The organism is Dyella sp. SG562, from assembly GCF_011759495.1.
In the GTDB taxonomy this organism is placed as follows: domain Bacteria; phylum Pseudomonadota; class Gammaproteobacteria; order Xanthomonadales; family Rhodanobacteraceae; genus Dyella_D; species Dyella_D marensis.
Map to the genome: position 1 here is coordinate 540,456 of NZ_JAAOYS010000001.1, position 25,506 is coordinate 565,961.

At 65.3% G+C, this 25,506-nt stretch carries 23 protein-coding genes and 1 pseudogene; all 24 read left to right on the forward strand.

The annotated features are described in order from the left end of the window. The 24 genes and pseudogenes from FHW84_RS02290 (at position 1) to FHW84_RS02405 (ending at position 25,501) form a co-directional block, all read left to right on the forward strand. Entirely contained in the window at positions 1-357 is a 357-nt protein-coding gene (locus FHW84_RS02290) for a YraN family protein (protein ID WP_167252491.1), read from the forward strand. Positions 358-979: 622 nt separating this feature from the next. Then, positions 980-1,417, forward strand: a complete 438-nt coding sequence (locus FHW84_RS02295; RefSeq protein ID WP_167252749.1) for a hypothetical protein — start codon at positions 980-982, stop codon at positions 1,415-1,417. Between the two features lie 42 nt (positions 1,418-1,459). Next, positions 1,460-2,434 carry a type IV secretion system protein gene (locus FHW84_RS02300; protein WP_167252492.1) on the forward strand — a complete coding sequence of 325 codons (975 nt, stop codon included), beginning with the start codon at positions 1,460-1,462 and terminating at the stop codon, positions 2,432-2,434. A 38-nt stretch (positions 2,435-2,472) separates the two neighbouring features. Further along, a complete protein-coding gene (locus FHW84_RS02305; RefSeq protein ID WP_243867853.1) occupies positions 2,473-3,204 on the forward strand; it encodes a TrbG/VirB9 family P-type conjugative transfer protein in 732 nt (243 codons plus the stop codon). Then, the gene (locus FHW84_RS02310) at positions 3,201-4,439 is read left to right on the forward strand and encodes a TrbI/VirB10 family protein (RefSeq protein ID WP_167252494.1); all 1,239 of its coding nucleotides are present in this window, start codon (positions 3,201-3,203) and stop codon (positions 4,437-4,439) included. Before FHW84_RS02305 ends, FHW84_RS02310 begins: the two co-directional genes overlap by 4 nt. An 18-nt stretch (positions 4,440-4,457) precedes the next feature. Further along, positions 4,458-5,492 (forward strand): P-type DNA transfer ATPase VirB11, encoded by a 1,035-nt coding sequence (gene virB11, locus FHW84_RS02315; protein ID WP_167252495.1) that lies wholly within the window; start codon positions 4,458-4,460, stop codon positions 5,490-5,492. A gap of 25 nt (positions 5,493-5,517) precedes the next feature. Continuing rightward, positions 5,518-6,024, forward strand: a pseudogene (locus FHW84_RS23445) (lytic transglycosylase domain-containing protein); the annotation flags it as partial. 765 nt (positions 6,025-6,789) lie between these two features. After that, entirely contained in the window at positions 6,790-7,131 is a 342-nt protein-coding gene (locus FHW84_RS02325; protein WP_279589658.1) for a TrbC/VirB2 family protein, read from the forward strand. Continuing rightward, positions 7,124-7,429 (forward strand): VirB3 family type IV secretion system protein, encoded by a 306-nt coding sequence (locus tag FHW84_RS02330; RefSeq protein WP_167252497.1) that lies wholly within the window; start codon positions 7,124-7,126, stop codon positions 7,427-7,429. Before FHW84_RS02325 ends, FHW84_RS02330 begins: the two co-directional genes overlap by 8 nt. A gap of 69 nt (positions 7,430-7,498) precedes the next feature. Beyond that, positions 7,499-9,976: a VirB4 family type IV secretion/conjugal transfer ATPase gene (locus FHW84_RS02335; protein ID WP_167252498.1), complete on the forward strand. Its 2,478-nt coding sequence runs from the start codon at positions 7,499-7,501 to the stop codon at positions 9,974-9,976. A 29-nt stretch (positions 9,977-10,005) separates the two neighbouring features. Further along, entirely contained in the window at positions 10,006-10,788 is a 783-nt protein-coding gene (locus FHW84_RS02340) for a hypothetical protein (RefSeq protein WP_167252499.1), read from the forward strand. 51 nt (positions 10,789-10,839) lie between these two features. Continuing rightward, positions 10,840-11,949, forward strand: coding sequence for a type IV secretion system protein (locus FHW84_RS02345; RefSeq protein WP_167252500.1), 1,110 nt, complete (start codon positions 10,840-10,842; stop codon positions 11,947-11,949). 2 nt (positions 11,950-11,951) lie between these two features. Continuing rightward, complete coding sequence (locus FHW84_RS23360) at positions 11,952-12,443, forward strand: DUF4189 domain-containing protein (RefSeq protein ID WP_167252501.1); 492 nt, start codon at positions 11,952-11,954, stop codon at positions 12,441-12,443. 137 nt (positions 12,444-12,580) lie between these two features. Then, positions 12,581-12,919 (forward strand): hypothetical protein, encoded by a 339-nt coding sequence (locus FHW84_RS02355; RefSeq protein WP_167252502.1) that lies wholly within the window; start codon positions 12,581-12,583, stop codon positions 12,917-12,919. A 333-nt stretch (positions 12,920-13,252) separates the two neighbouring features. Then, positions 13,253-13,843, forward strand: a complete 591-nt coding sequence (locus tag FHW84_RS02360; protein ID WP_167252503.1) for a hypothetical protein — start codon at positions 13,253-13,255, stop codon at positions 13,841-13,843. Between the two features lie 50 nt (positions 13,844-13,893). Continuing rightward, positions 13,894-15,168: an XVIPCD domain-containing protein gene (locus tag FHW84_RS02365; RefSeq protein ID WP_243867814.1), complete on the forward strand. Its 1,275-nt coding sequence runs from the start codon at positions 13,894-13,896 to the stop codon at positions 15,166-15,168. A gap of 166 nt (positions 15,169-15,334) precedes the next feature. Continuing rightward, positions 15,335-16,039 (forward strand): hypothetical protein, encoded by a 705-nt coding sequence (locus FHW84_RS02370; RefSeq protein ID WP_167252504.1) that lies wholly within the window; start codon positions 15,335-15,337, stop codon positions 16,037-16,039. Between the two features lie 32 nt (positions 16,040-16,071). Next, complete coding sequence (locus FHW84_RS02375; protein ID WP_167252505.1) at positions 16,072-17,451, forward strand: peptidoglycan-binding domain-containing protein; 1,380 nt, start codon at positions 16,072-16,074, stop codon at positions 17,449-17,451. 59 nt (positions 17,452-17,510) lie between these two features. Beyond that, positions 17,511-18,149 (forward strand): hypothetical protein, encoded by a 639-nt coding sequence (locus FHW84_RS02380; RefSeq protein WP_167252506.1) that lies wholly within the window; start codon positions 17,511-17,513, stop codon positions 18,147-18,149. A gap of 14 nt (positions 18,150-18,163) precedes the next feature. After that, positions 18,164-18,763, forward strand: a complete 600-nt coding sequence (locus FHW84_RS02385; protein ID WP_167252507.1) for a hypothetical protein — start codon at positions 18,164-18,166, stop codon at positions 18,761-18,763. After that, positions 18,760-20,148 (forward strand): XVIPCD domain-containing protein, encoded by a 1,389-nt coding sequence (locus tag FHW84_RS02390; RefSeq protein WP_167252508.1) that lies wholly within the window; start codon positions 18,760-18,762, stop codon positions 20,146-20,148. Before FHW84_RS02385 ends, FHW84_RS02390 begins: the two co-directional genes overlap by 4 nt. A gap of 178 nt (positions 20,149-20,326) precedes the next feature. Next, entirely contained in the window at positions 20,327-22,006 is a 1,680-nt protein-coding gene (locus tag FHW84_RS02395) for a type IV secretory system conjugative DNA transfer family protein (RefSeq protein WP_167252509.1), read from the forward strand. Positions 22,007-22,074: 68 nt separating this feature from the next. Next, positions 22,075-23,445, forward strand: a complete 1,371-nt coding sequence (locus tag FHW84_RS02400) for an FAD-linked oxidase C-terminal domain-containing protein (RefSeq protein WP_167252510.1) — start codon at positions 22,075-22,077, stop codon at positions 23,443-23,445. A 259-nt stretch (positions 23,446-23,704) separates the two neighbouring features. Next, a complete protein-coding gene (locus tag FHW84_RS02405) occupies positions 23,705-25,501 on the forward strand; it encodes a zinc-dependent metalloprotease family protein (protein ID WP_167252511.1) in 1,797 nt (598 codons plus the stop codon). The last annotated feature ends 5 nt before the right edge of the window (positions 25,502-25,506 follow it).

A 25,506-nucleotide genomic window follows, 5' to 3' on the forward strand; every position in this document is an offset into this window, starting at 1 on the left:
ATGCGCGCCGCCGGCGCGCTGTTCGAGCAACGCGCCTGCGCGGCCCTGCAAGGGGCCGGGCTGGCGCTGCTGGCGCGCAACTTCACCACGCGCCACGGCGAGCTCGATCTGGTGATGCGCCAGGGCGACACCGTGGTCTTCGTCGAAGTGCGCCACCGCGTGCGGGCCACGCATGGCGATGCGGCCAGCTCCATCACTGCCGCAAAACAGGCCAGGCTGATCAGCGCCGCCCGGCTATGGCTGGCGGCGCACCCGAAGCACGCACAGAGCCCCTGCCGCTTCGACGTGGTCTGCTACGACGGGCCGGCCGAAGCGGCGCGGATGTCGTGGTGGCGCGATGCCTTTCAGGTCAGTTGACCAGCCTTCAGGAATGGCCTGAAAAGCGCGCCGCAACAAGGCAGTTGTTAAGGCTGGACGTTTAGACGTCCAAATGCCCAAGCCACTGTTTTATGGCCGATTTACGACAATGTTTCAAACGCTAAGCAAAAGCTGTACCTACACACCGCGTTGCCAAATTTAGGCGCACTGCGTCACAATCCGCCCCTCGGGGTCTGGCCCCCGGAGATTAATGTGCGGTTTACTTGTAATAAGTGTGCTGGCCGCACATCCAACCGCCCGCATGCAAGGTTTAAGGACGGTCGCAAGAAGCCAGACTAGACAGGGAGTCTGAATGGAATCGATGCACATCACTTCGCGGGCGCTTGCGTCGCCCGCCATCGCCGTAGCGCGACAGGGGAAAACAACCGGCGGCTCGACCGCCTGCCTCCGCACCGGACCTTCGGGGACTCCGGCGCGTTCTCGCGCACCGACGCTTCTTCGCTTGCTCTGAATCTGACGCCGCCGGCCTGCGCCGGTGTCATCGGCATGCCCTGGTTTCAGGGTATTGCGGACCCTGCGGCGAACGATTCACGGCTCGATATCGGCTTTCCTTACAACTTGTGGGTACGACGTGAAAAAGGATTTCTTCAAACCGGCCCTGCTGGGCGCCTCGTTGCTCGCCACCCTGGCACTTTCCGGCTGCGGCACTACGCCGGCCAAGGACTTCGGCGGCTCCTGGAAACAGGTCAACCGCTTCCAGGACGCGCCCACCGAGATTCCGCTTGCCAAGAACTACACGTTCTACGCCTCGCCGATGGACGAGACGCTCAAGAACATGCTGACGCGCTGGTCGCGCGACACCGGCATGCAGTTGTCCTACCAGCTGCCCTCCGACTACACGCTCTACAAGCGCGTGAGCGACCTGCACACCACCGATATCCAGTCCGCCACGGCCGAGCTGTCGTCGATCTACGCCAGCCAGGGCGTGTCGGTGAGCGCGGACGAGCGCCAGATCCTGGTGCAGGCGGCGGGCGGTTCCGTCGGCGCGCCGGCGGATGCACCGAACAGCCCGGCGCCCAGCGCGCCGAGCGCGAAGTAATCACAGGGGATTAGTCGTGAATTCCGTTATGGGTTTCCGCCGATGCTGAAGCGCACATCGAGCAAGAAGATCGACGAGGCCGTCGCCAAGTCGGTCAATTTCGAGGTGACCGTCGCCGACCTCGCCAAGCGCAGCGAACGCCGCGCGTGGTGGGTGGCCGGTTCCTCCGTGGTGATGTCCCTGATCCTTGCCGGCGGCTATTTCTACATGCTGCCGCTGAAGGAAAAGATCCCCTACATGGTGATGGCCGACGCCTACACCGGCACCGCCACCGTGGCGCGCCTGACGGAGGACTTCACCAACCGCCAGATCAGCACCAGCGAAGCGATCAACCGCAGCAACGTGGCGCACTTCGTGCTGGCGCGCGAGTCCTTCGACGTCGCCACCATGACGCTGCGCGACTGGGGCACCGTGCTGGTGATGTCGGCGCCGGACGTGGCCGACGCCTTCCGCGTGCTGCATGCGGCCAATAACCCGACCAGCCCGTACAAGCTGTACGGCCGCGAGCGGGCGATCCGCGTGAAGATCCTCAGCATCGTGCTGATCGGCGGCGGCCAGGGCCAGACGCCCAAGGGCGCCACCGTGCGCTTCCAGCGCAGCATCTACAACAAGCAGTCCGGCACGCTGCAGCCGCTGGACAGCAAGATCGCCACCATCGAATTCGCCTACAAGGCGAACCTGAAGATGGACGACCAGTACCGCATCGAGAACCCGCTCGGCTTCCAGGTCACCAGCTACCGCGTCGACAACGACTACGCCACGGCTCCGCCGGAGGAAGTCCCGGTGCCGGCGGCCGCGCCCGACCCGAATGCCGACCAGGCCGCCGCCGCGCCGGCAGGCGCCGCGCCGGCCGAAGGCACCATGACCGTGCAGCCGGGCGCCGCGCCCGACGACGGACTGCGCACCGCTCCCGTTCCGCAATCCCCGATTCCGGAACGCGAAGCCCCCAGGACCACGGCACCGGCGCCCGCCGCGCCGGCGCCCCGTAACACCGCGAATGGAGTCGGCCGTCGATGAACCGAACGAGGAAACTAGCCCTGGCTGGCGCCATCTGCATGGCCGCCATGGGCCTTGCGCCCCACTACGCTCACGCGCAGGTGGTGCAGCAGTACGAGTACCAGCCCGACCGCATCTACCAGGTGCGCACCGCGCTGGGCATCACCACGCAGATCGAGCTCAGCCCGAACGAGAAGATCCTGGACTACAGCACCGGCTTCGCCAACGGCTGGGAGCTGTCGCGCCGCGACAACGTGTTCTACCTGAAGCCCAAGAACGTCGACGTCGACACCAACCTGATGATCCGCACGGAGACGCATTCGTACATCTTCGAGCTGAAAGTCGTCGCCACCGACTGGAAGGCGCTGGACCAGGCCAAGCGCGCCGGCGTGCAGTACCGCATCAGCTTCACCTATCCGGGCGACACCGCGTTCGCGGACGAGGCGGTGAAGACCGCCGCCGTGCCGGAGCAGAGCACCGAACTGCACAAGGACCGTGTCTACAACTTCGACTACGACTACGCCACCCGCGGCGGCAAGAAGTCGCCCTGGCTGATTCCGGTGAACGTCTACGACGACGCGCACTTCACCTACATCAAGCTGCCGGACCTGGCGAAGTTCCCCACGGGCGACTTCCCGGTGGTGTACATGCGCGAACGTGAGCATGGCGAAGACTCGCTGGTGAACACCACCGTCGAGGGCAACACCATCATCGTGCACGGCACCTATCCCTACCTGGTCATCCGTCACGGCGACAACGTCGTAGGCCTGCGAAGGAACACCAAAAAGTGAGCTCGAACAATCCATACGAGGGCGGCCAGGGCGCGCCGCAGGACAATCCGCAAGGCAGCGGCGAGCCGTTGTCGAGCAATCCTTATCACACCAATTACCAGCAGCAGCAGTCCGTCCCCGACCTGGACGCCAACGCGCCGCAGCTGCGCTCCAACGACCTGAAGCGCATGAACCGCCGCGCACTCGGCTTCATGGGCGGCATCCTGGCGCTGCTGGTAGTGCTCGCGTTCTGGCTGGTCAACGGCGCCACCTCGCGCCATGAGCAGCCGAAGAAGGCGAAGGAAGAAACCGTCACGGTGCCGGACGCGCCCAGGCCGATCCCGCTGCCGCCCCCGCCGCCGCCGCGCCAGGCAGAGCCGATCCAGGTCGCGCAGACGCCGCCGCTGCCGCTGAACCCCACGCCGCAGCCCAAGCGCGAGGAAGGCCCGCGCGGCCCCAGCCTGGTCGAGCGCCGCATGATGACCGGCAACTCCGCCGCGCAGGCGGCCGATGCGCAGGGCAATCCGGTGCCGGCCGGCAATCCCTATCTGCAGGGCCTGCCGGGCATGGGCAATCCGAACCAGCCGGCGCAGCAGCAGGGCGACCCGAACCGTCCGGACTTCGGCTTCAACTCGCTGGACAAGAACGCCAGCGCGCAGACGGTGCACAACCCCGACACGCTGATGCAGCGCGGCACGTACATCCGCTGCGTGCTCGAAACCCGCATCATCAGCGACTTCCCGGGCTTCACCACCTGCATCGTCACCGAGCCGGTGTACTCCTTCAACGGCCACAAGCTGCTGCTGCCGAAGGGTTCGAAGGTGCTGGGCAAGTACCAGTCGGTGCCGAAGGGTCCGCGCATCGCCGTGATCTGGGACCGCATCATCACGCCCAACGGCGTGGACGTGAACATGTCCAGCCCCGGCATCGACAACCTCGGCAGCTCCGGCCACCCCGGCCAGTACGACGCGCATTGGCCCAGCCGCATCGGCGCGGCCCTGCTGATCAGCCTGCTCAGCGACGCGTTCAAGTACGAGGCGGCCGAGCACGGCCCGCGCCAGACCACGGTCAGCAATGGCGTGGTGACGCAGTCGCCGTTCGAGAGCAACACCGCGGCCACCATCCAGAGCCTGGCCAACCAGGCCGTACGCGAAGCGGCCAACCGGCTGCCGACGGTGACCGTCAACCAGGGTACGGTGCTGTATGTCTACGTCGCCAAGGACGTGGATTTCAGCGGCGTGGTCTCCCGGCTTTGAGGAACGAGACGAACCGGTATGGATGACGGCGCAGTCGCACAGGTTTCCAACGAATTCCTCGATTACCAGTACGAGGTACTGGGCATCAAGGAGTTCATGGCCTCGCCCGAGGTCACGGAAATCTGCATCAACAGGCCGGGCGAGCTGTACCTGGAAAGCCGGGGCGGATGGCAGAAGATGGAAGTCCCGTCGCTGACCTTCGACCGCGCGCGCCAGTTCTGCACCGCCGTCGTCAACGAGAGCAACACGGGGCAGCGCATCACCGACGCCGACCCCGTGGTGTCGCTCACCTTCCCTACCGGGCAGCGCGCGCAGTTCGTGATCCCGCCGGCCGTCGAGGCCGGCAAGGTCTCGATCACCATCCGCCTGCCGTCCAAGCAGACCAAGACGCTGGCGCAGTACCACGACGACGGCTTCTTCAGCGAGATCATCGAGGACGCGCACGGCATCAGCAGCCTGGACCAGGAACTGCTCGACCTGCGCGCGCAGCGCCGCTACGCGGATTTCTTCCGCCAGGCGGTGCTGTACAAGAAGAACATCGTGGTCTCCGGCGCCACCGGCAGCGGCAAGACCACCTTCATGAAGTCGCTGGTGCACCACATCCCGCACCACGAGCGGCTGGTGAGCATCGAGGATGCGCGCGAGCTGTTCCTGGACCAGCCCAACGTGGTGCACCTGCTCTATTCCAAGGGCGGCCAGAGCACCAGCAACGTCACCGCGAAGAGCTGCATGGAAGCGTGCCTGCGCATGAAGCCGGACCGCATCATCCTGGCCGAGCTGCGCGGCGACGAATCGTTCTACTTCATCCGCAATTGCGCGTCGGGCCATCCGGGTTCGATCACCAGCTGCCACGCCGGCAGCCCGGAACAGACCTGGGACCAGCTCGCCCTGATGGTGAAGGCCTCGGCCGAAGGCTCGGGCCTGGAGTTCGCCACCATCAAGCGCCTGCTGCAGATGACCATCGACATCGTGGTGCACATCAAGGCGCACGCGGGCCGGCGCTACATCACCGGCATCGACTTCAACCCCGCCCGCCAGTTCGCCGGCGGCTGACGGCACAGGAGCGCAGGGACCGACCATGCTGACCGGACTGGAAATGATGGCCTGCCAGAACCTCGCCGTACCGGCGGAGGTGATGCAGCACGTCGTCAATGTCGAGTCGAGCTCCAACCCCTTCGCCATCGGCGTGGTGGGCGGTCAGCTGGTGCGCCAGCCGCAGAACCTGGACGAGGCGATCGCCACCGTCCAGATGCTGGAGAACAAGGGCTACAACTTCTCGGTCGGCCTGGCCCAGGTCAACCGCAGCAATTTCGGCAAGTACGGCCTGGACACCTACGAGAAAGCGTTCTCGATGTGCGGCAACCTGATCGCCGGCTCGCGCATCCTGGCGCAGTGCTATGCCAGCGCGGGCGGCGACTGGGGCAAGGCCTTCAGCTGCTACTACTCCGGCAACTTCACCACCGGCTACCGCGACGGCTACGTCCAGAAGATCTACGACTCGATGGGCCGCGGCATGCGCCTGGCCAGCAACACCCAGGTGGCCCAGGCCATTCCGCTGCAGAGCCAGGGCCAGAGCCAGGCCATGCCGCAGAACGCCAACCGCCGGGTGGTGCCGCCGGTGGTCAATACGCAGATCGACGACGCTTCGTACCGCGTGGCGCTGCGCAGCGTGGCGATCGACACCGCCGCCACCGCGGCGGTGAACGCGGTGGCCGCGCGCCTGGGCATGCAGCCGGCGCAGCAGCAGGTCAACGCGCTGCCGCAGCAGGCCATGCCGCAGGGCGTGCCCAATCCGAATTTCGCGCAGACCATGCAGCAGGCCATGGCGCCCAACGGCCAGGCCAACGCACAGGTGGCACCGCAGGCCATGCCGGGCAACTTCCAGGGCCAGGCCAACGACAACCAGCCGATCATGGCCGGCGTCGTCGGCGCCGCTCCCGCCGGCAATCCGGTCGCCGGCCCCGCCGGGCAGGGCGACGAGGTGTTCACGCCGCAGGTGCGCGGCCCCAACGACCGCGCACCGCAGCAGCAACAGCAGCAGCCGCGCCAAGCCAACGCCAACGTGGCGCCGGGCACCGACCGCGCCGACATGCGCCAGGGAGGCAGCGATGCCGCCTTCGTTTTCTGACCTCTTCCGGCTGCCGCCCGCGGGGCGCGGCCACCACGATTCGCGCGCGGGTACGCCTGGCCTGCCGCGAAGGCCCTCGGGCCGCCAGCAAGCTCCGGCCCAGGCCGGGCCGTCCGTCGTATCACCAAAGCCCGCGGGCTGACGCCCGTCACCGAACCGCCCAGAAGGAACCGTCCAATGGCAAACAAGCTCAACATCCCGACCAACATGAACACCAAGAACATGCTCGCCATGATGATCGTGGGCCTGGTCCTTGTCGCTACCATCGCCATGCCCGACCTGGCGTTCGCGCAGGACTTCGCCGGCACCGACACCAAGGTCTGCGGCTTCTTCAAGAACATCAACGGCCTGCTCAACATGGCGTCGATCGCCGTGGTGACCATCGCGGTGATCTTCTCCGGCTACCAGATCGCCTTCGCGCACAAGCGCATCGGCGACGTGGCTCCGATCCTGATCGGCGGCGTGCTGATCGGCGCGGCGGCCCAGATCGCCAAGATGCTGATCGGCGACACCGGCAACACCTGCTCGGCCGCCGTGATCCACATCCTGCAGCACTATGCATAAGAACGCGCTCTTCCGGGGCTGCACGCGCCCGCCCATGTTCATGGGCGTGCCGTACATACCCTTCTTCATCGGAGCGGGAAGCGGACTGCTGTTGGCCATGTACTCCGGCAACATGCTGCTGCTGGCGATCATCCCGCCGATCGTCATGGTGATGCGCCAGATGGCGCGCCGCGATGAGCTGATCTTCCGCCTGCTGGGGCTGCGGCTGCAGTTCCGGACCCGGGTGCGCAACCTGCAGCAGAACGAAGGCATGTGGGTGTTCACCCCCAATGCCTATCGGGATCACAAAGACAAGTAACACAAGGGCCCCTCGGCGAAGACTTTCGCCGGGGGCGGCCTTTTTCGACACATCACCGGTCATCGAGCCATGTTCACGTCAGACGCACCCATCAGCGAATTCCTGCCACTGTCCACCCATGTATCCCCGACCGTGCTCAAGACCACGGGCGGCGACTACATGCTCGTATGGCGGCTGGAAGGCCTGCCCTTCGTCGGACGCGAGGAATGGGAACTCGAGCACCGGCACAACACCTTCAACCGCATGCTGCAGACCTTGCGCGCGCCGGACTTCGTCAACGTGGCCTTCTGGGTCCACGACGTGCGCCGCCGCCGCAAGCTGGTCAACAACAGCAAGTTCGACCACACCTTCAACCAGGGCCTGTCCGACGCCTACTACAGCGCGCTGTCGGCCCAGAAGCTGATGCAGAACGAGCTGTATCTCACCCTGATCTACCGTCCGGTGGTGGCCGGCAAGCGCTTCGCCGACAAGTCGGACAACGTCAGCCAGCTCGAAGCCGAGCAGCAGCAGGCGGTCGCCACCATCCTGGAGCTGGCCGGCAACGTCGAGGCGGTGCTCAAGGAGTACTCGCCCACGCGCCTGGGCATGTACGAAGCCAGCAACGGCATCGTGTTCTCCGAGCCGCTGGAATTCTTCGGCTACCTGCTCAACCGCATCGACGAACCGGTGCCGGTGCTGCAGGCGCCGGTGTACCGCTACCTGCCGGTGAGCAAGCAGCGCTTCTCCGCCAAGACCGGCGACTTCGTGATCACCACGCCCACCGGCGTCAATCACTTCGGTGCGGTGCTCAACATCAAGGAATACCCGGACGGTACCTACCCGGGCATTCTCAACGGCCTGAAGTACCTCGACTTCGAATACGTGGTCACCCACTCGTTCAGCCCGATGGGCCGCCAGGACGCGCTCAAGGCGCTGGAGCGCACCAAGGGCATGATGATCTCCTCCGGCGACAAGGCGGTGAGCCAGATCATCGAGATGGACCAGGCCATGGACCAGCTCGCCTCCGGCAACTTCGTGCTGGGCGAGTACCACTTCATGATGACCATCTACGCGGCCACGCACGAACTGCTCTCGCAGCAGATCGCCGCCACCCGCGCGGAGCTTTCCAACGCCGGCTTCGTCTCGATCAAGGAAGACCTGGCGGTCACCGCGTCGTACTACTCGCAGTTCCCCGCCAACTGGAAGTTCCGCACCCGCCTGGCCAACGTCAGCTCGCTGAACTTCCTGGGCCTGTCGCCGCTGCACAACTTCGCGCTGGGCAAGAAGGAGAACAACCCCTGGGGCGATTGCGTCACCACGCTGCAGACCACCAACGGCCAGCCGTACTACTTCAATTTCCACGCCACCCACCCGGGCGAGAATTCGCTGGGCGAGAAGGCGATCGCCAACACCATGGTCATCGGCAAGTCCGGTACCGGTAAGACCGCGCTGATCAACTTCCTGCTCAGCCAGGTGCAGAAGCTGAAGCCCGCGCCGACCATCTTCTTCTTCGACAAGGACAAGGGCGCGGAGATCTTCGTGCGCGCCTGCGGCGGCAATTACCTGTCGCTGGAGAACGGCCAGCCCACGGGCTTCAACCCGTTCCAGTGCGAGCGCAACGAAGGCAACGTGCAGTTCCTGTCCGACCTGATCAAGGTGCTGGCCGGCAAAAGCGTGTACAGCTCGCGCGAGGAGGACGACATCTTCCGCGCCGTCGAGGCCATCCTCGACACGCCGATGCACCTGCGCACCATGACCAACTTCCAGAAGAGCCTGCCCAACATGGGCGATGACGGCCTGTTCGTGCGCATGCGCAAGTGGACCGCCGGCAACTCGCTGGGCTGGGTGTTCGACAACCCGGTCGACACCATCGACCTGCAGAAAGCCAACATCATCGGCTTCGACTACACCGACATCATCGACAACCCCGAAGTGCGCTCGCCGGTGATCAACTACCTGCTGCACCGCCTGGAGTCGCTGATCGACGGCCGCCGCCTGATCTACGTGATGGACGAGTTCTGGAAGATCCTGGACGGCAAGGGCGGCCTGAAGGAATTCGCCAAGAACAAGCAGAAGACCATCCGTAAGCAGAACGGCATGGGCATCTTCGCCACGCAAAGTCCCGAGGACGCGCTGGCCAGCGACATCTCCGCGGCGCTGATCGAGCAGACCGCCACCATGATCCTGCTGCCCAATCCCAACGCCAGCCGCGAGGACTACATCAACGGCCTCAAGCTGACGGAAGCGGAATACCAGGTGGTGGTGGGACTGGACGAGCGCTCGCGCTGCTTCCTGGTCAAGCAGGGCCATGCCTCGTCGGTGTGCCAGCTCAACCTGCGCGGCCTGGACGATGCGCTGGCGGTGATCTCCGCCTCCACCGACAACATCGAGATCATGCACCAGGTGCTGGCCGAACACGCCAATGCCGCCGGCGTGCCCGCCGGCGATCTCAAGCCCGACCAGTGGCTGCCCACCTTCTACGAGCGCCGCAAGGGCAGCGGCAAGGGCCGGCCCAGCTCGCCGGCCGGCGCCAACCAGAACACCCCCCGCCGCACCGCGGCCGGCTGACCCCAACCCTCGACTACGGACAACGTGCCATGACCAAGCAAACGCGCACCCCCCGTCTTCTGAAGCTTCCGGCTGCCGTGGCATTCGCGGTGGTTTCGCTCAGCGGCTTCTACGCCAATCAGGCGCAGGCGCAGTGGGCGGTCATCGACCCGGCGCATATCGCGCAGGATGCGGCGAACTTCCTGCAGACCGCAGCGCAGTACGGCAAGGAGCTCGCGCAGTACCAGGCCGTGCTGCAGCACTACGCGCAGCAGCTGATTTCGTTGCAGAGCATGAGCTTCAGCAGCGTGCTGACCCTCAACACCACCTACACCAGGGTCGATCTGAAAGACGGCGTGGCGGATGCGTGCCCCTCCTCCAAGGATGGCATGCCCAGCATCTCCGACCTGATATCCCTGGCCATGCCCAGCATGAACGAGCCGGTGGTCGACGCCCAGCTCAAGATCTGCCAGCAGATCGTGATGCGGCGCAACCACCAGTACAACCTCACCGTCGACATGCTCAACCGCATCAACACCGTCTACGGCGGCTACATGCAGCAGTTCGAGCAGATATCGCAGATGGTCGGCACCAGCCAGGGTGCGCTCGCCGGCGCGCAAGCCAATATCGTGCGTGGCCAGGCCAGCATGGATGCCGAAGTCCGTCTGTGGCAGGTACAGGTCCAGGCCGACGAACAGATAATCCAGTATCTGCAAAGCCAGCAGGCCCAATTAGGCCAGACGGCGATGAAGGGCAAGAGTTCGCTGCTGGGTACCCTAGTCCAGGCCGGCACGCTGAAGCTCGCCTTCGATCATCTCAACAACGGCAACTGAGCCGTTCTGCATTGATGCCATTCGCGACACGAACCTAAGGAACTGGGTGCTATGGTGCAGCCTGCCGCAACTACCGGCGATTATATTTTCTTCTCGCTGGTCAACAGCTATCTGAAAAGCCAGATCGCCCATTTCCAGGAAGACGTCCTCGGACGCATGTCTCTGTGGGTGTCGACCTTCGCGGTCATCCTGGTCACCCTCTGGATCATGATCCAGGGCTATCGCATGGTCACCGGCCAGAGCCGCGAGCCAATGATGGCCCTGGTCGCGAACATGGCGAAGATAGTATTCATCGTCTCGGTGGCGACCACGCTCGCCGTTGCCGGCAATGACATCCAGGAATTGCTTACCACCGACCTGGGCAAGCACATCAACTTCCTGTTCACCGGCAGCGACAGCTCCCCGGAAGACATGATCGACAAGAACCTGGCCAAGACCCAGCTGGCCTTGTCGGCGATCAATGTGATCAAGGTCAACCCCACCGACATCGAAATGGCCAGCGAGAAATCCAAGGCCGAACTGTTGGCCACGTTCGGCACCGCCAGCCCGCCCATGACCGCCGGCGCGATGCTGCTGCTCTACCAGTTCGCTATGGCGTTATTCATAGGATTGGGACCATTGTTCATTTTGTGCCTGATCTTTGAGCAGACCAAGGAACTATTCCGAAAATGGTTGATGTACGGCATCGGCACGCTGTTCTCGATGGCCATGCTGGCGGTGGTCACCTCGATCGCCATGCGGCTATGCCTGAGCGTCGCCGAGGCACTATGGGCGGCCAATATGATCAATAGCCTTATCCCTGGAGCAGAAGGCACCGAGGGCTTGTCGAGCCTCGCCTTGCAGCAGGGCGGCATCGGCCTGCTGATGACGGCACTGATTATCAGCGTTCCGCCCATGGCTTCGCTGTTCTTCCAAGGCACGATGGGCAACTTCATGTTCAATTCGGCCTTCGGCGGTTCCTCGTCTCAAATGAGCCCCAGTGGCCAGCAGATGCCGTATGCGGCGCCGCCGCCGCAGATCCAGAATTCCGGAAGCTCGCAACAAGCGATCCCTCAAGGCGCCACGTATAACCCGAATGCGGGCACCCGCGTCATAGGCACTACGACGGCGGCAGCTTCCGAGGACAAAGTCAAAGCCTTTGAGCCAAGCCAGAGGACATAGATGTGAAAGCAAGAATTCTCCTGCTGATCTGTCTTATTGGCCTTAGCGCCGGGGTACGAGCACAGGTCTCCTGCCCTCCAGGCATGATTCCCTACGGAACGGCCCAGGATCAAAGCGTTTGCGGGCCCGACCCCAACGCCCAGCAGCAGCCTCAGCAACCGTCGCAGCCCCCTGTGCGCTGGGCTTCGCGCTGGGGAGCGGTGGTGTCGGACCAGGGTGCCTTTGGCATCGTGTCCGACATGCCAGACAAAGAAAGCGCGATCTCTTCCGCGATGCAGGAATGCCACAACCGTGGCGGCGCCAACTGCACGGTCAACAACGTGTACGCGAACGCCTGTGTCGCGGTGATGGCGAATGGACAGATCATCTGGACCGAAAATGCCCAAACATCGGATGACGCATCCAGGCTAGGCATGAAGAACTGCTCCTCGAAAGGGTCTGCAAAGTGCTGGGTCTATTACTCCGGATGCAGCCTGGCTCGGCGCATTCAGTAACGCGATAACGCGAACGACAAGCACTGCTGCAGTTTCTGCGCGGGAAACGGCGTGCTGAAGCCAGCCCATGAACATGTACTGGAAGCAGCGTTCCCGCTAACGCATCCGTCAATCCCATCTCACGCAAAGGAATGCCCATGAAGAAAGCACTGCTGCTCATCCTGCTCCTGGCCGCCAGCACCACCGCGTCGGCGCAGTTCTTTAAGGCCATCCCCTACTACGGGAACAACCCCTATCTGTTCTGCACCCTCGGCATGCCCTCGGACTGCTGGCTGCCCTCCAATCCGGTGACCGGCTCGTTCACGGTCACGGACTGGGAGTGCTTCAACCCGACGTCCGCACTCGTCTACGAGGAAATCTGCCCGAAAGCGTTCCCGGGCGCATCGACGACCGGCAACCTCGGCAGCTCGCTGGAACCGGTGCCGCCGGCGAACCCCGCGAACGGCGTGTCCGACTCGACCCAATCCAGCCGCTGAACGTTTGCACGACGGAAAGATGCCGCCCACCTGCCCGCAGGTGGACGGATGAGACGAAGCGCACGACGCAGAGCAAATTTCAGGCAATTCCGCACATCCCTTGCACTTGCCTTACGCCGCCGCGGCATTGAAACTCGCCGACGGCAGATTGAAAGGACCCATCGATCCATGAGCCCAAGGAAGCTACTGCTCGTCGCGCTGCTCGCTTCGCTGAGCGCGTGCGGCTCATCGCAATCGGCCGATCCTTCCGCCGCGTCGTCGGCGAAGGCACCGGCAGCGGCGGCTTCCGCGCCTGCGGTGCATGCCGCCGCCGAAACTCAAGGAAAGAGTGCCATGTCTCCCCTGCAGAACCTTCTTGGCGTATTCGCCGCCACCAACGCCTCGCCCTGGGCGGCCTTCGACACCGTCGCCGGCGTGCAGTGGCGTGACGCCAGGCCGCTGGACAACCCCGACGCCACCGGCCCCGACATGTCGCACTACCGCAGCGGCAACCTGCTGCTGGCGGGCTTCGGCATGGTTGACGTGCCGGACGGCAAGACGGGCGGCGAGGCCGGCACCAAACAGGACAACGAAGGCAACGTCGGCGCCACGCTCAACGGCGACGCGGCCGCGGTGCAGTCGATCGCGCTGGTGAAGTTCTATCCCAGCGAGAACTACCAGGAAATCCTGCAGCACCAGCTCAGCGGCGATGCCGCGATCAAGTCCATCGGCGGCTCCTGCGCGCTGGACTTCGGCACCACCGCCGCCAACACGCAGAAGAACGCCTTCTACCAGATCACGCTCGGGGCCAACGCCGCGCCCGTCTTCGCCGAGGCCTACATCGACGACGACGGCGGCAACCAGGGTCCGGGCAGCACCACGTTCGTGTTCTACCGGAGCAAGCCGGCGCAGCGGATGGAGGCCATGCGCTGTAAGGAGTCATAAAACCTCCACCTACAACTCAACCAGCATCGTCATCCACTAAGGAGTAAGCAATGGCTGATAGACGAGAGCACGCAGTGGCCACTGCGCAGGCATACCACCAGGGCAACATCGCCGGTCTGGACGACGCGATGACCCGCCGGCTCGTGGCTTCCGTCGTCATGACGGAGAGCAACGGCGGCAACCTCAGTGTGACCAACAAGCAAGGCTATGTCGGCCGCTACCAGGCCGGCGCCGGCTGGCTCGCGGACGCAGGCTACATCGACAAGGAAAAACTGCAGGAAGCCATGAAGGGCAGCCGCAGCGAATGGGCATGGGCCTCCAAGGGCGGCATGACCGAATTCCTCAACGATCCTTCCAACTGGAAGAACGGCCTGAGCCTGGAGAAGTACAAGGGCTCCGCCGAGCTGCAGGACAACGCCTTCCGCATCAACAGCGACCACGCCTACAAGCAGGCGCTGAAGAACGGCGTGCTGCACGAGGACGACAAGCCCGAAAAGATCGCCGGCTTCCTCAAGGCGCGCCATATCGCCGGCTACGGCGGCGCCGTGGCGGCGGTCACCGGCGGCCGCGTGATGCGCGACAGCAACGGCACCAGCAATTACGACTACATGCACGACATCACGCGCAACCGTGATGGCCTGGACCAGCTGATGAAGCGCGCACCTGGGCAGCACGCCCCGGAGCCGGCCCGCGACAGCGCGCCGGGTGTGCTCAAGCAGGGTGCGCATGGCGCCGAGGTCGGCAAGCTGCAGGAGGAACTCAACCGCCTGGGCTACGACCTGAAGGCCGACAAGCAGTTCGGCCCGCAGACCGAAGCGAAGCTCAAGGCCTTCCAGCACGACCACGGCCTGAAGTCCGATGGCCAGTACGGCCCGCAGACCAAGGCCGCGCTCGACCGCGAACTGAAGCAGCACGCCGGGCACGACGGCAAGCACCTCGGCGACCAGGCGCACCCCGCGCACGGCGTGTTCAAGCAGGCGCTGGACGGCGTGCACAAGATCGACGCCGACCGCCAGCGCGCGCCGGACCAGATCAGCCAGAACGTGGCCGGCTCGCTCGCCGTCGCCGCGCAGCGCGCCGGGCTCAGCCGCATCGACCACGTGGTGATGAGCGAGGACGGCAGCCGCGTCTACGCCGTGCAGGGCGACCTCAACTCGCCGCACAAGCGCATGGCCGAGGTACCGACGCAGCAGGCGGTGAACACGTCGCTGGAGCAGAGCAGCCGCGAGATGGCCAAGCTCGGCGAACAGCAGGCCGCCGGCAAACCGCAGACGCAGACGCACGAGGCTCAGCAGGCCCAGGCGACTACGCCGCAGCACAGGTAATCGCTGTGCCGCGGCCGGAACAGGCGCCGGCCGCGGCCCAGTCAACCGACTGCGAAAGTCCCTGAACAACCTGCCGAACTTCGATGCCCGGCACGCGGCCGTTTCTCACGCGACAGCCGCTCCCGCTCCGCACCACCGCAAACCCGCTCCGGAAGGAAACATCAACATGACCGTCAGCCGATCCAGCCTCCGCCTCCTGCCCTGCCTGCTGCTGGCAGCGTGCAGCCATTCGGCGAGCGAGGGCCAGCTGCCGGTGCCTTCCGGCGAAGCCGCTGCCACGCCACCGGCCACCGCCGTTTCCGCCCGGCCGGCACCGCATGCACCGGCACCGGCCGGCACCGCGCCGGCCGCCGATGCCTCGGTGCCCAAGGACATGTCCATGGAAGGACCGCTGCCGCTACCTGTCGCCAACCTGCCGGGCATTGCCTGCACCCAGAAGAAAAAAGACTGGGCGCCGGAATGCACGGCCGGCGAGTACCAGATCGTGGTGAACACGGAAGGCTGCGGCGCGGACGGCATCTACGGCCAGATCCAGGCCAACGACCAGCCCTCCGCGGTGCTGGCCACGGCGTTCCCGCCCTTCCCGTCCACGCCGGTGGCCAGGCTGCACGACATGCAGTTCGTCTGCGTCATGGCCAACGCGCACAAGCAGGCGGGGCAGCCGGAATGGCACTACGTGGTGGCGATCCCGGCGGAATCCGTCGCGGCCTGCAAGCACAGCGAGCTGTGCGGCGAGCCCGGCGCGCCGAAGGTGGAGTGGATCAAGCCGGCGCCGCAGGGCGCCTGCCGGCTGGAGCACGGGCAGTACGTGGATTGCGCCGCCGGCTGGGTAAGCGCATCGCAGTACGCAGAGTTCTCGATGGGACTGTAAGCAGCCTTTCTTTCTGACCACTCGGAGGATGTATGGGTCGCGAAATTCTGGATGAGGCTTACCGTCATTTTGCGCAGGAAGGCCGCAAGTACGAATACGGCCGCGGCGACATGAGCCTGAAGAACGGCTCCCCCAATCACCGCTCGGATCCGAGCCGCACCGAGCAGGACCTCGACAAGGACGGCTACTACGGCGTCGATTGCTCGTCCCTGGTCTGGCGCGGCATGAAGAACGCCGGCTACGACGTCGGCAACGAACCGTTCGCCACCTCCAAGCTCTACGACGGCGGCTTCACCGGCTACGCCAAGCAGCACTTCGACATCGTGCCGGCCGAGGACGCGCGCAAGACGCCCGGCTCGCTGCAGCCGGGCGACCTGCTGATGTTCGACAGCAAGCACGGACGCCACGTGGCCATCTTCAAGGGCTACGACGACAAGGGAAACATCGAGTTCTACGGCTCCCAGGTCAGCACCGGCCCCGCGCTGAGCAAGGCGATGGGCCCGACCGACACCAAGGAGGGCTACTGGAACGGCGGCGATTTCAAGATCGTCGGCGCGATGCGCCCCAAGCCCGAGTTCCAGGTGCACCAGCCGCTGCACGGGCATGAGAAGGTCAATATCCCGGAGGCGCCGAACGGCCCGATGGTCACGCGCCATCACCCGGCCGGCCATCACGCGCCCACGCCGCCGAGCCACGGCGCAGCCCCGCACCCGCCCGCCACACCGGCAGCGCCTGCGCATCAGCCGCCGGCTCATCCGGCGGAGCACAAGCACGCGCAGGAGAATTACCTGCACAAGGGTGCCCGCGGCGGCGACGTGATGAGCCTGCAGCAGGAGCTGACCAGGCTCGGCTATCCGGTGCATCCCGACGGCAAGTTCGGCGGCCTCACCGACGAGGCGCTGCGCAAGTTCCAGCACGATCACAAGCTGGAACCCGATGGCATTGCCGGGCCCAGGACCATGGACGCGGTGCGCCACCAGCTCGAGCAGCAGAAGCAGCACGGCCAGGACCCGAAGGCGCCGATGCGCCTGGACAACCCGGCCCATCCGGAAAACGCCCTGTACAAGCAGGCGCTGGACGCCGTGCACCGCCTCGACGCCGCCCACCAGCGCGAACCGAACCACCAGAGCGGCCAGCTCGCCGGCTCGCTCGCGGCGCGCGCACGCGAGGAAGGCCTGCAGCGCATCGACCACGCCGTGCTCAGCGACGACGCCAAGCACACCTACGCGGTGCAGGGCGATCTGAACTCGCCGTTCAAGCGCGTGGCCGGCGTGGACACCGCGCAGGCGGTGAACACCCCGCTGGAAAAGAGCACCACGGCGCTGGAGCATGCCGCCAGCACGCAGACGCAGAACGCGCAGCAGAAGCAGCAGCAGGCGCCCGCGCAGGCGGGCCCCAGCGTTTCCCACTAACCGGCAACGCCCGGGCCTGTCCGCACGGACAGGCCCGGCTTCTTCCGCAGAGACCAGCCATGTCGATCAGAACCGCATCACTCAAAACCGGGAAGGGCTTCACTCTCCCGCTGCTGCTGTTGCTGCTGCTCGTCCAGGGCGCATCGGCTGCCGATACCAAGGACACGGCGCCGCCGAAGCCCGCCGCAGTCGGCGCACCCTCCGCCGCCAGCGTGCCGCAGGGCTTTTCCTCCTATGCGGCGGAACCGGCCGGGGACAACAAGCAATGCGTGGTCGGCGCCGTCGCCGACGCGGACGGCATGAACCAGAAGCCGTTCGTCTACGTGGAGGACACCGCCGCCAACCGCGTGCTGTGGACCCGCCCGCTGGAGCTGCCGTCCAACACCTTCCAGGGCCGGGCCACCCACTGCCTGCACAAGGGCGGCACCGTCTACGTGCTGCTGCAGGCCGACACGCAGGCGGCGCAGTCGCTGTCGCAGACCCAGCTGCGGGTGATCGAGCTGGATGCCGCCACCGGCAGCGTCACCGGCAACCGCGAGGTGCCGATGCCCGGCGCCGCCGAAGCCACCTCGGCGTGGGTCGACAAGGGCGAGGACGCCTTCCGCCTCGCCGGCAAGAACGGCCTGGCCATCAGCGGCGAATACTTCCGGCTGGCCGACCCGGACAAGCATCTTACGTTCACGGTCACCCTGCACTGAGCATGGGTGCCGCCGTGCATCCGCGATCGCGCCGCGCCGTCCATGCGCTGCTGCTGGCGCTCGCGTCCACCACCGCTTTCGGTTCTCCCATGAAGACTCCAGAGATCAAGCAGAACCCGCATCCGAAGAAACGCTACGAGCTGACCCTCAGCATCGAGGGCGCACCGGGGCCGTTCGATTCCATCAAGGGCACCGTGCACTACAAGGTGCAGAACGAACGCTGCGTACCGGCCACGCCGGTCAGCGGCGCCACGCTCACGCCGGAGCAGGACGTCGCCATCGACTTCGTCCGCATCAGCGACCATGAGTACAAGGGCTCGCTCTACGCCGACCTGCTGCAGGACGAGGACTACTACGGCATGGGCGTGTGCCACTGGGCGGTGAACACCGCCTGGGCCACGCTGCGCATCAAGGGCGTGGAATTCTCGCCCGCGATGGATTCGCGCGAACTGCTGGCCCAGAAGCCGGTGCCCACGTATTTCGTGCGCAGCGAATACTTCAACAGCAGCGATGAGCGCACCGCCTTCGGCACACCCAACCGCGCGCTGTTCAAGCCCACCACGCGCACCGACATCTTCTCGATGACGCTGACGGCCAGGGAAACGGCCCCATGAGCACGGACAGCACCGGCACCGGCATCAGCACCACCGACTACGCCCTGCTCGCGCGCGACGCCTACCAGGACCGCCAGATCAACCAGACGGTCGAACTCGGCGGCGTCAAATACCGCATCTTCGACCACACCGACGACCCGCGCACCGGTTACCAGGGCACCGCCTACCAGCGCGTGGACACCGGCGCGATCGTGATCGCCCACCGCGGCTCGGAATTCGACCGCGAGCTGCTGCAGGACGGCGGCACCGACGCCGGCATGGTGCTCACCGGCCTCAACGCGCAGGCACCGGACGCCACGGCGTTCACCCAGCGCGTGATGGACAAGGCGCACCAGCAATCGGAACAGCTGGGCGTGCCGTACGACGTCACCGTCACCGGCCATTCGCTCGGCGGCACCCTGGCCGAACTCACCGCCGCGCGGCTGAACCTGAAGGGCGAAACCTTCAACGCCTACGGCGCCGCCGGCCTGCTCTACGGCCTGCCCGAGGGCGGCCACCAGGTGATCGACCATATCCGCGCCGGCGACCTGGTCAGCGCGGCCAGCCCGCACTTCGGCGAGGTGCGCATCTATGCCGCGCCGCAGGACATCGACACCTTGAGCAAGGCCGGCTACCGCGACGACAGCGGCCCGCTCAGCCCGCGCAATCCGCTGAAGGCCACCGACTTCAGCGCGCACGCGATCGACAATTTCGTGCCGGACAACAAGCTGCTCGGCCATTCCATCGTCAGCGCCGGGAACGCCGCCCTGTACCAGGAACACAAGGGCATGATCGACCGCTACCGCGAGGACGTGCGCGACATCCGCACCGTGCTGTCGGCGCCGTGGGAAGTGCCGCGCGCCGTGGTGCACGGCGTGGAGCACGTGGCGCAGGAGGTGGGCAACGCGGTCAGCCACGCGGTGCACGAGGTGGAGGAGAAGCTGGAGCACTTCGGCGACCGCGCCTCCCACGCCCTCCATACGCTCACCCACCCCGGCGAGTGGCATCACGCCAAGCCCCCGCTCGACCAGCCCGGCCACCCGGACCATGCCCTGTTCCAGCAGGCGCGCGATGCGGTGCACGCGCTGGACGCCTCGCGCCAGCGCGCCTCCGACCAGCAGAGCGACAATCTCTCCGGCGCGCTGGTGGTGGCTTCGCGCAAGGCCGGCCTGGAGCGCATCGACCGCGTGATGCTCAGCGAAGACGGCAGCCGCGCCTATGCCGTGCAGGGCGATCTGAACTCGCCGTTCAAGCGCGTGGCCGAGGTGCCGACCCAGCAGGCGGTGAACACGCCGGTCGAACGCAGCAGCGCCCAGCTGGAGCAGGCCGCGGCGCAGCAGCAGGCAGCCAGGCCGGGGCAGCAGCAGGGGCCGGCGCCCGGCCAGCCGCAGCAACAGGGCGCCTGAGGCTGAGTTAGCGCGGACGCGAAGGCGATCACCGGACCTGTCACCGAAACCCGTTTACACTAGGTCCAATGACAGTACGAAGGGATGCCGCGGCGGGGCCTGCTCCCACTGCGGCATGGCAAGAGCACAGGGGCCGAAGCACCTTGGCTTCGGAGCAATGGATGCGAGTCAGGTTCTCATGAGCAAGACGAAATGGTATTGGGCCGCCGGCCTGCTGCTGGCCGCCCTCGTCGGCGGCATGTTCTTTTCCGGCTGGCTGGTGCGCCTGCTGCTGAAAGTGGAGGTTCCGCTGTCGTGGAACACCTACTACCAGTACGTGGCGGCGCTGAAGCTGCCGGACTACCAGGCCTATGCCGGCCGCATCAAGGCCGCCGGCTACATCGGCTTCGGCATCCCGGTGGCGCTGTGGATGGTGGTGTTCTATTTCATCGCCCGCACCCACAAGCCCTCCATGCACGGCGACGCGCGCTTCGCCCACGGCGGCGACCTGCGCAAGGCCGGCATGTTCAAGGAGCAGGCCAACGGCATCCTGGTCGGCAAGTACAAGGGCGACCTGGTGCGCCTGGGCGGGCAGCAGTTCGTGATCCTGGCCGCGCCGACCCGTTCGGGCAAAGGCGTGGGCGTGGTGATCCCGAACCTGCTGGACTACCAGGAATCCATGGTGGTGCTGGACATCAAGCAGGAGAACTACGAGCTCACCTCCGGCTGGCGCGCCAGCCAGGGCCACGAGATCTACCTGTTCAACCCCTTCGCCGAAGACCGCCGCTCGCACCGCTGGAATCCGCTGAGCTACGTGTCCAAGGACCCGTCCTTCCGCGTGTCCGACCTGATGAGCATCTCCGCCATGCTCTACCCGGACGGCGCGGACGACCAGAAATTCTGGGTGAGCCAGGCGCGCAACGCCTTCATGGCCTTCACCCTGTACCTGTGCGAGAAGTGGGAGCACGACGAGCAGAAGGGCCTGCCCCTGGTGCTGCGCGACAAGCCCACCCTGGGCGCGGTGTACCGGCTCTCTTCCGGCGACGGCACCGACCTGCGCCAGCTGTACCAGTGGATGTCGCAGCAGCCCTTCCTCAGCAGCAATGCGCAGTCGGCCTTCGCCAACCTGCTGTCGCAGGCGAACGAAACCTTCGCCTCGATCCTCGGCACCTTCAAGGAGCCGCTCAACGCCTGGATCAACCCGGTGCTGGACGCCGCCACCGGCGACGACGACTTCCTGCTCACCGACGTGCGCAAGAAGCGCATGACCATCTATATCGGCATCCAGCCCAACAAGCTGGCCGAGAGCCGGCTGATCGTGAACCTGTTCTTCAGCCAGCTGATCAACCAGAACACCAAGGAACTGCCGCAGAACAACAAGGCGCTCAAGCACCAGTGCCTGCTGCTGATGGACGAGTTCACCTCGATCGGCAAGGTGGACATCATTTCCTCCGCCGTGTCGTACATGGCCGGCTACAACATCCGCCTGCTGCCGATCATCCAGAGCGTGGCCCAGCTGGACGCCACCTACGGCAAGGAAGTGGCGCGCACCCTGATCACCAACCACGCGCTGCAGATCGTCTATGCGCCGCGCGAGCAGCAGGACGCCAACGACTACTCCGAGATGCTCGGCTACACCACCGTGCGCAAGGAGAACATCACCCGCGGCAAGGGCGGCGACCGCTCGCGCAGCGAGTCCGAGGAACGCCGCGCGCTGATGCTGCCGCAGGAACTGAAGGCCATGGGCGCGGACAAGGAAGTGTTCCTGTACGAGGGCATCCCGCATCCGGTGATGTGCGAGAAGATCCGCTACTACAAGGACAGCTACTTCACCTCGCGCCTGCTGCCCAAGGTCGACATTCCCACCTTGAAGATCTGAGGCCGCGAACCGGGCCGATCCGGGCCAACTTGGACGAACCCGGGCGGCGTCGGCGCTAGACTTGGCGCATGACGCTGCCCTCCGCCCTGCTCGAAGCCCTCCATGCCAGCTTCGCCGGCGACGCCCTGTCACTGGCCGAAGCCGAGCGCCTCGCCTACGCCTACGACAACTCCCGCCGCAACGCCCTGCCTGACGCCGTGGTGTTTCCCACCACGCACGAGCAGACCGAAGCGCTGGTGCGCGCCTGCCGCGCGCACGGCGTGCCGCTGGTGGCGCGCGGCCGCGGCACCAATACCACCGGCGCCACGGTGCCGGTGGACGGCGGCGTGGTGGCCAGCTTCGAGCGCATGAACCGCATCCTGCGCATCGACCCGGACAACCGCCTGGCGGTAGTCGAACCGGGCGTGCTCAACGGCGACCTGCAGCAGGCCTTGAAGCCGCACGGCTTCTTCTGGCCGCCCGATCCCACCTCCTCGCCCTGGTGCAGCATCGGCGGCAACCTGGCCTGCAATTCGGCCGGCCCGCGCACGGTGAAGTACGGCAGCCCGCGCGAGAACACCTTAGGAATGCGCGCGGTGGCCGGCACCGGCGAAGGCTTCCGCTGCGGCACCTATACCAGCAAGGGTTCCACCGGCTACGACCTGACCCGCCTGCTGATCGGTTCGGAAGGCACGCTGGCGCTGATCACCGAGGCCACGCTCAAGCTCACACCCAAGCCCAGCGGCCTGCGCACGCTGCGCGCCACCTATCGCGACGTCGGCGCCGCCGCCCACGCGGTGGCGCGCATCATGGCCCAGCCGGTGACGCCCTGCGCGCTGGAATTCATCGACGACGTGGCGCTGAAGCTGGCCCGCGACCACGGCGGCGACAGCGTGCCGCTGGCCGGCGCCATGCTGATGATCGAAGTCGACGGCGAGCCGGACACGCTCGACGGCGCCGTGGAAGCCGTCTCGCGCGCCGCCCGCGGCGACGGCCTGGAAAGCCTGCAGGTGGCGCAGACCGCCGAGGAAACCCAGGCGCTGTGGTCCGCGCGCAAGGCCTTGTCGCCGGCGCAGCGCACCATCTCGCCGAACAAGATCAACGAGGACGTGGTGGTGCCGGTCAGCCGCCTGCCCGAGCTGGTCGACGGCATCAAGCGCCTCGCCGCGAAGCACGACGTGCTGATCGTCAGCTTCGGCCACGCCGGCAACGGCAACCTGCACGTGAACCTGCTGCCGCGCGACGACGCCGAACGCGAACGCGCGCATGCCTGCCTGGCCGAAGTATTCGAACTGGTGATCCGCCTGGACGGCACGCTGTCCGGCGAACACGGCATCGGGCTGGTCAAGCGCGAATTCATGCCGCTGGCGCTGCAGCCGTCGACGCTGGGGCTGATGCGCGCGGTGAAGGCGGCGTTCGATCCGGACGGGATTCTCAATCCGGGCAAGTTGCTGCCCTGAGCGCTGCGCCGCGACCCGGCTTTTCGATCGCTTCGTCCTAGGAGCACAACCCGGATTATGCCTCGCCTGGGGCAACCAGCGTGTCCGCCAAGCCGATGCTCGCTGGTGCCCTGATGAGAAGCCGGCCTGCCCGCCGCACTCGAAACACCGCGAAGTACTCCTAATTCATCGGCAAATCCATATCGCCCGCATCGGGCAGCTGCTTTAAATATCGCGCCACACCCGGGTACGGCTTCCATTTATCAAGGGCACGATATTCATGAAAATACGTCGCACCTCACTCCTACTGATACCCGTATTGCTGATCAGCACGGCAGGCTTGGCCATAACCGCAACCACCTCGCTGACACCCTCCAACATTCCCGATGGACAGCTGCCGAGTGGATATGCGGGCATTCTTTTTAATTTCACCCAAGGAGAGCAGCCCTACATACTGAAGCTTCCACAGAACCCCAAGGACCAGGATTGGGTTCTCTTCGGCACGGATGGAAGCAGCAGATACACCGTGCACAGCGAAAAACTCGATCTGCCGCGCAACAGCGTCGCAATCTGGGCTTGCGGTACCTTTTGCCAGTTCCGCTACGAGAAAAAAACTGGCCTGTGGAGCGTCACCGGAACAAAGGTCAAATACTATTCCTCCGAACGGAGCTCCATTCCTGCGGGAAACGGACCGTATACCGTCTACGACATAAAACCCGGCGACAGCCATCCGCGCATCTCGCTGCCCGCCACCGCGGTGGCTGGATCGATCATCTATATCCGATCGTCGTCGCAACTTTCGTCACGGATAAACCCGGATGACCTGCTCTATGCATCCACGGCCACGATCGAGAATGGCGATGCATACATGCTCCGCTATGTCGCCGACTTCAAGAAATGGGCGATAGAGAAATCTCCGGAGCGATTGATCGACCTGAAATCGCCCGACGCCCGCACCAAAGCGCCACGCTCCGTCTTCACGCTGACCGACGACGGCTGGATTCCCAACATCAAGCTGCCGGCAGGTGCCGGCGACCGCGACCGCATCACGATTCGATCGTCGACCGCGCGAACCGCGCTGATCGAAGGAGGCGGCGTCGAGGAAAAAGGCATGTTCGGCCTGAGCCGCGGCCAGGAATATACGTTCATGTATATCGCCGAGAAGAAGCGCTGGGTCGTCATGGACGCGCCCGACACGATCTATACGGCAGCGAATCTGCGTAAGGGGGTCATGCCTGACCCAGCCACTCCGCGCACTATCTACGTGTCGGATCGAGCGTCCTATGTGCCGAACATCCAGCTGCCGCAAGGGCCGCAGAAGAAAGGCGCGCGGATCCTCTTCAGGGGCGAGGCCTCCAACCCTTTCAACGTGCTCCTGGCGAGCGACGGAAGCAGCACACCGCATTCGGTCGGTATCGGCGAAACACCCGCGTTCGTGAGCGATGGCCAGAAGTGGATGCCGGAAGCCGTCACCATCGACGTCCTTGCCGTTTACAGCAGCACGGCGGCCTCGACCTACGGCGAGGAATACATGCGCAGCCGGCTGCTCAGCGGAATCCTGGGTACCAACCAGGCACTGGAGAATTCAGGCGCCACTTTCACGATGAGACTGGTCGGTTTCAGGAGAATCAATGCGCCGGCCGCCTGGAAGGATCTATCGGCGGTATCGCAATTGATCGGCAGCCATCCTCAGGTAGCGAAATGGCGGGATAACCTCAAGGCGGACTTGGTTTACTACGAGGGGACCGAAAAGCAGGAAGGCTCTTGCGGGGTCGCTTATGCCGTCGGCCCATCAGAAAAATCTTTTGCAGCAGCGGGATCAACCCATTGCTCCACGTCGGTGATGCGGCATGAATTAGGCCATTTGCTCGGCATTTACGATGACACGCCGCCTTGGGCATACGGCCGGTCCGGCTACCCGCTGGTCGGCACGATCATGGCCGGCAACAAGGTCGCGTTCTATTCGACACCGCATCGATACACGCGGGATTACGGCCTGCCTATGGGAATGAAGGACCGCTACGACGCCATGGACGCAATGAATGAATTTTCGCCCTACGTGTCCGGATATCGGTGAGGCTC